Consider the following 4012-nt stretch of genomic DNA (forward strand, 5'->3'; position numbering starts at 1 on the left):
CCCCCAACCCCCGGTGAAAGCTCGCCCCCACCCGCGGGAGGGGGTGCTACAACTGCGCGGAACGCGCCGAACGCGTGTTGGTCACCGTCACGTTCGCCACGTCCGGCCGATAGCGGTCCTCCGACCATTCCACCGCCACGCCCCGCGCGTCCCTCGTCAGCCGCCGCTCCCGCAGCAGCGGCGTGCCGACCTCCACCTCCAGCAGCTGCGCGTCGACCTCGTCGGCGGCCACCGCGTCGAAGGTGTGCCGGGCGGCCGCCAGCTCCACCCCGTTCGCGGTCAGCAGCGCGTAGATCGAGCCCGCGTCCAGGTCCGCGTCCAGCAGCGGACGGCCCACCGCCTCGATGTACGTCATCCGCTCCAGCATCGCCGGACGCCCGTCCAGCAGCCGCAACCGCAGCAACTGCACCACCAGCACGTCGGGGTCCAGCTCCAGCGCCGCCGCGACGGCCGCCGGCGCCCGGCGCAGGGCGATCTCCTGCAGGCGCTGGCCGGGGGTGTGCCCGGTCAGCCGGGCCCGGGTGGTGAAGGAGAGCAGTGACTCGAACGGCTGCGAGGGCACCGCGTCCAGCACCACCGAACGCCGCCCCTGGCCGCCGCTGACCAGCCCCTCCTCCCGCAGCGCCGCCAGCGCCTGCCGCACCGGTGTCCGCGAGGCCGCGAACTCCTCGCACAACTCCGCCTCCGAGGGCAGGAACTCGCCCACCTTCAGTGACCCGCTCCTGATCCGCCGACGCAGTTCGGCGGCGACCACGCCGTGCAGTGACTCCTTCACGGAACCGACCCTACAGGCACCACCACCCGCGCCCGCACCACCTGTCACCACATGTTGTCCGCCGCATCCGGGCCCACGCCAAGCCTTCTTTTCAGGCTCTTTCCGGGCAGCGCCGCCACTCCGTCCCGGCATCCATTGGGTGAACAACCCACCCCTTGTCACGATAAGCCGCCACCAGATGGCCGCCCCCTTCCCACACCTCCTCGCGAACAGGACCCGCCATGACCACCGCCCCCCTTCCCATCCAGCTCGTCTGCCTCGACATGGCCGGCACCACCGTCCATGACGACGGCGCCGTCCTGGCCGCCTTCCACCACGCACTCGGCACCATCGGCATCCCCGTCGGCACCCCCGAGCACGACACCGCCGTCGCCTACGCCCTCGACACCATGGGCCAGTCCAAGATCGAGGTCTTCCGCGCCCTGACCGCAGGTGACGAGCACCGCGCCCGGGCCGCCAACCACGCCTTCGAAGCCGCCTACGACCGGTCCGTCGACACCGACGGCGTCCGAGAGATCCCCGGCGCCGCCGACACCATCGAACACCTGCGCACCACCGGCTACCACGTCGTCCTCACCACCGGCTTCTCCCCGGCCACCCGCGACCGCATCCTGCGTGCCCTCGGCTGGCACGACCTCGTCCCCCTCGCCCTCTCCCCCGCCGACGCCGGTCGCGGCCGCCCCCACCCCGACATGCTCCTCACCGCCCTGCTGCGCACCGGCACCGAATCCGTCCACCATCTCGCCGCCGTCGGCGACACCACCAGCGACCTCCTCGCCGCCCACCGAGCCGGCGCGCGCATCGCCGCCGCCGTCCGCACCGGCTCCCACACCGACACCGACTTCGCGACCGTGCCCCACACCCACATCCTCGACAGCGTCACAGCCCTGCCCGCCGTTCTCGGCGCCGCCACCGACGCCACCGCTGCGACACTCCTCCGATCGCCGCTCTCCTGATCGACCGGGCCCGAATCCGGCGGCGCCGATCCGGGCGCGAAGGCGATGACGCCGGTCGCGGCGATGCGTGTGGCGTCAAGGACGAGGGTGATCGAATCATGAAAGCGTCAGGGGCCGGGGCGGCGCGGGAGCGGGCGGGGATACGGTCCTGGTGCGGGCCCGGTCGGCGGCGCTTCCGAGGACCGGGCCCGCATCCATCTGTGTGTTCCTGCTTGGAGGCAGTCATGGACCGACGTTCGCCCGCCGAGGACCCCGAGCCTTCCGAACCCGGCCCGGCCGGACGATTCCTGGTTCCTGTCCGGTCGGGTCCGCTGGGCTGTGCCGCCCGGCTCTTCCGCACGCCCCTCGGTGACCGCACCGCGGTCGTCTTCACCAGCGAGCAGCAGCTCGTCGGCGTCCTCGGCCCCACTCAGGCGTGGATCACCCTCGCCGAGCCCGCCCTGCGAGCCCTCGTCGAGCCGCTGGGCGTCACCACGGTCACCGTCGATCCCCAGCTGGCCGCGGCCCCCGCCCGACCCCGGCACGCGAGCACCCCGGACCGTCCGCTGTTCGCGGTACCGCGCTACGCCGGCGCACCCGGGCGGCGGCGCGCAGCGCTCGGCACCGTCCGGTCGAGGTGACCCTGCCGTCCAGCGGCTCCGGAGGCGGTTCCGGCCGGAGTCCGGGGCTTGCAATCCGCGCTGTCGGCGAACTGTAGAGATCATTGACGCATCGTCAATCAGCCCCGGCCCGCCTCCGGCATGTTCTCCGAATCCACCGTGCCGGTCGACGGCGACCGTACTGGGCAGGTCGTGAGCGGCGCATCCGGCGCAAGTGCCGCTCCGGGAACGGGAGGAATCGTGGGCGCGGCGAGCGCAGTCGCATCCGCCGCGGCGGTGTTCGCGGGCCTGGGCGGCCTCGTCGCCCACCTCGCGGGCCTGGCGGGACTTCGGGAGCTGCGACGGCTGCGCCGTGTCGGTGTGCCGGGCCTCGCGCTGGTGCGCGAGCGCCTCCCCGGGCCGGAGGACCGCTCGGCCGTCTCCCGCCCGTTGCTGCAGTTCAGCACCGAGGACGGCCGGGTCGTCGAGGTGTTCTCCCCGGTGCCGTCGAGCCGGCGCACGCCCCTCGTCGACGGCTCGCACGTCCCGATCCGCTACGACCCGGCGGACCCCAGCCAGGTGCTCGTGGCGGGCCATGAGCGCCGACGGCTGGAGTACGCCTTCCTCGGGCTCGGCTGCGTCATGGCGATCAGCGCGATCGTCCTGGTGGCCCTGGTCGTCCTGTGACACATGACGCGCTCCGGCGGTCCTGCCGGAGGACGGCCCGGGCGTTCCCTACAACACCCTGACGCCTGCGGACCTTGTCCCCGGTCCGGTCGGCTTGCCAGGGTTGAGGGTCCGAACGGGCTCGGTGCCGAAGGGAATGACGTGACTCACCGCATCAGATCCGGCCGGTCGGCCGTGGCCGCCCGGCTGCTGCGCGGACCCGATCGGCGGTCGGCGCGATGAGCACGCACGGCACCACCGGCGGCGGGTGCCGGGTCCGGATCCTGGACGGCCTGCACGAGTTGACCGTCCACACGCTGACCACGACGGCGGAGGGTTTCACCGTCACCTACTCCGTCACCCCGCCCCTCCCGGGCGATCTCCTGCCCGACGCGCCCGGTGTGCCGCCGCTGTTCCTCTGGCTGGAGGCCGTCGACGACCGGGGTCGCCACTACCTCGACTACGGGGGCGCCCACGGGCTCGGCGCCGACGGGCTGCGGACCGAGGGCAGCATCTGCGGGCGCCCCACCGTGGGTCCGGACGTCGGTGTGCTGACGGTCCGGCTGGTCTTCCTGCGGGGCGGGACGGAGCAGGCCTACGACATCGCCTTCCCGCTGTCCCCGGCGGCCTGCTGAGACTCCGGACCTCACCGTGACGGCCGCGCCCTCCGCCGACCGGCCGAAGGCGCGCACCCGGGACGTCCGGGTGAGCGCCTTCGCACATCCGGGACCTTGGACCCCACCTGCGGACCCGGCCGGCCCTGGGACGCGGGGCCGCCCTCGGCGAGGCTGGTCCCGGCCCCGGGCGGTCGTGCCCGAGGCGGTCCCGAACAACGGAAGGCGGGGTACTGCCATGAGCAAGTCCGTACTGGCCGGCATCGACGGTTCGGCCGAGAGCACCGCGGCGGCGCGGTGGGCGGCCGACGAAGCGGTGCGCCGCGGCCGGGCCCTGCGACTCGTGCACGCCTGGACCTGGGAGGACGACGTCCGTGCCGATCCCGGCCTGCCGGCGCAGGTACGCTCCCTGACCGAGCGTCT

Annotated in this window: 6 protein-coding genes; 5 read left to right on the forward strand and 1 reads right to left on the reverse strand. The window is 73.6% G+C overall.

What is annotated here, in order from left to right; all coding sequences use genetic code 11:
- Window positions 1–46: 46 nt before the first annotated feature.
- Window positions 47–775, reverse strand: a complete 729-nt coding sequence (locus VR45_RS35760) for a GntR family transcriptional regulator (RefSeq protein WP_045944090.1) — start codon at window positions 773–775, stop codon at window positions 47–49.
- A 221-nt stretch (window positions 776–996) separates the two neighbouring features.
- On the opposite strand from VR45_RS35760, the gene VR45_RS35765 reads away from it, so the two are divergent.
- From VR45_RS35765 to VR45_RS35785, 5 genes are all read left to right on the forward strand, one after another.
- Window positions 997–1731 (forward strand): HAD family hydrolase, encoded by a 735-nt coding sequence (locus tag VR45_RS35765; RefSeq protein WP_045944091.1) that lies wholly within the window; start codon window positions 997–999, stop codon window positions 1729–1731.
- Window positions 1732–1955: 224 nt separating this feature from the next.
- Entirely contained in the window at window positions 1956–2351 is a 396-nt protein-coding gene (locus tag VR45_RS35770) for an SAV_915 family protein (protein WP_045944092.1), read from the forward strand.
- 219 nt (window positions 2352–2570) lie between these two features.
- The gene (locus VR45_RS35775; protein WP_045944093.1) at window positions 2571–2996 is read left to right on the forward strand and encodes a DUF3592 domain-containing protein; all 426 of its coding nucleotides are present in this window, start codon (window positions 2571–2573) and stop codon (window positions 2994–2996) included.
- Between the two features lie 218 nt (window positions 2997–3214).
- Complete coding sequence (locus tag VR45_RS35780; protein ID WP_045944094.1) at window positions 3215–3610, forward strand: hypothetical protein; 396 nt, start codon at window positions 3215–3217, stop codon at window positions 3608–3610.
- Between the two features lie 217 nt (window positions 3611–3827).
- Window positions 3828–4012: universal stress protein (locus tag VR45_RS35785; RefSeq protein WP_045944095.1), on the forward strand; the 185-nt coding region annotated here is incomplete at its 3' end.

It is taken from the genome of Streptomyces sp. NRRL S-495 (assembly GCF_000966955.1).
GTDB lineage: Bacteria > Actinomycetota > Actinomycetes > Streptomycetales > Streptomycetaceae > Kitasatospora > Kitasatospora purpeofusca.

What these genes read in the sequence shown, in the direction of transcription:
- VR45_RS35765 (WP_045944091.1), top strand. Translation starts at nt 997, where the DNA reads ATGACCACCGCCCCCCTTCCCATCCAGCTCGTCTGCCTCGACATGGCC.
- VR45_RS35780 (WP_045944094.1), top strand. Translation starts at nt 3,215, where the DNA reads ATGAGCACGCACGGCACCACCGGCGGCGGGTGCCGGGTCCGGATCCTG.
- VR45_RS35770 (WP_045944092.1), top strand. Translation starts at nt 1,956, where the DNA reads ATGGACCGACGTTCGCCCGCCGAGGACCCCGAGCCTTCCGAACCCGGC.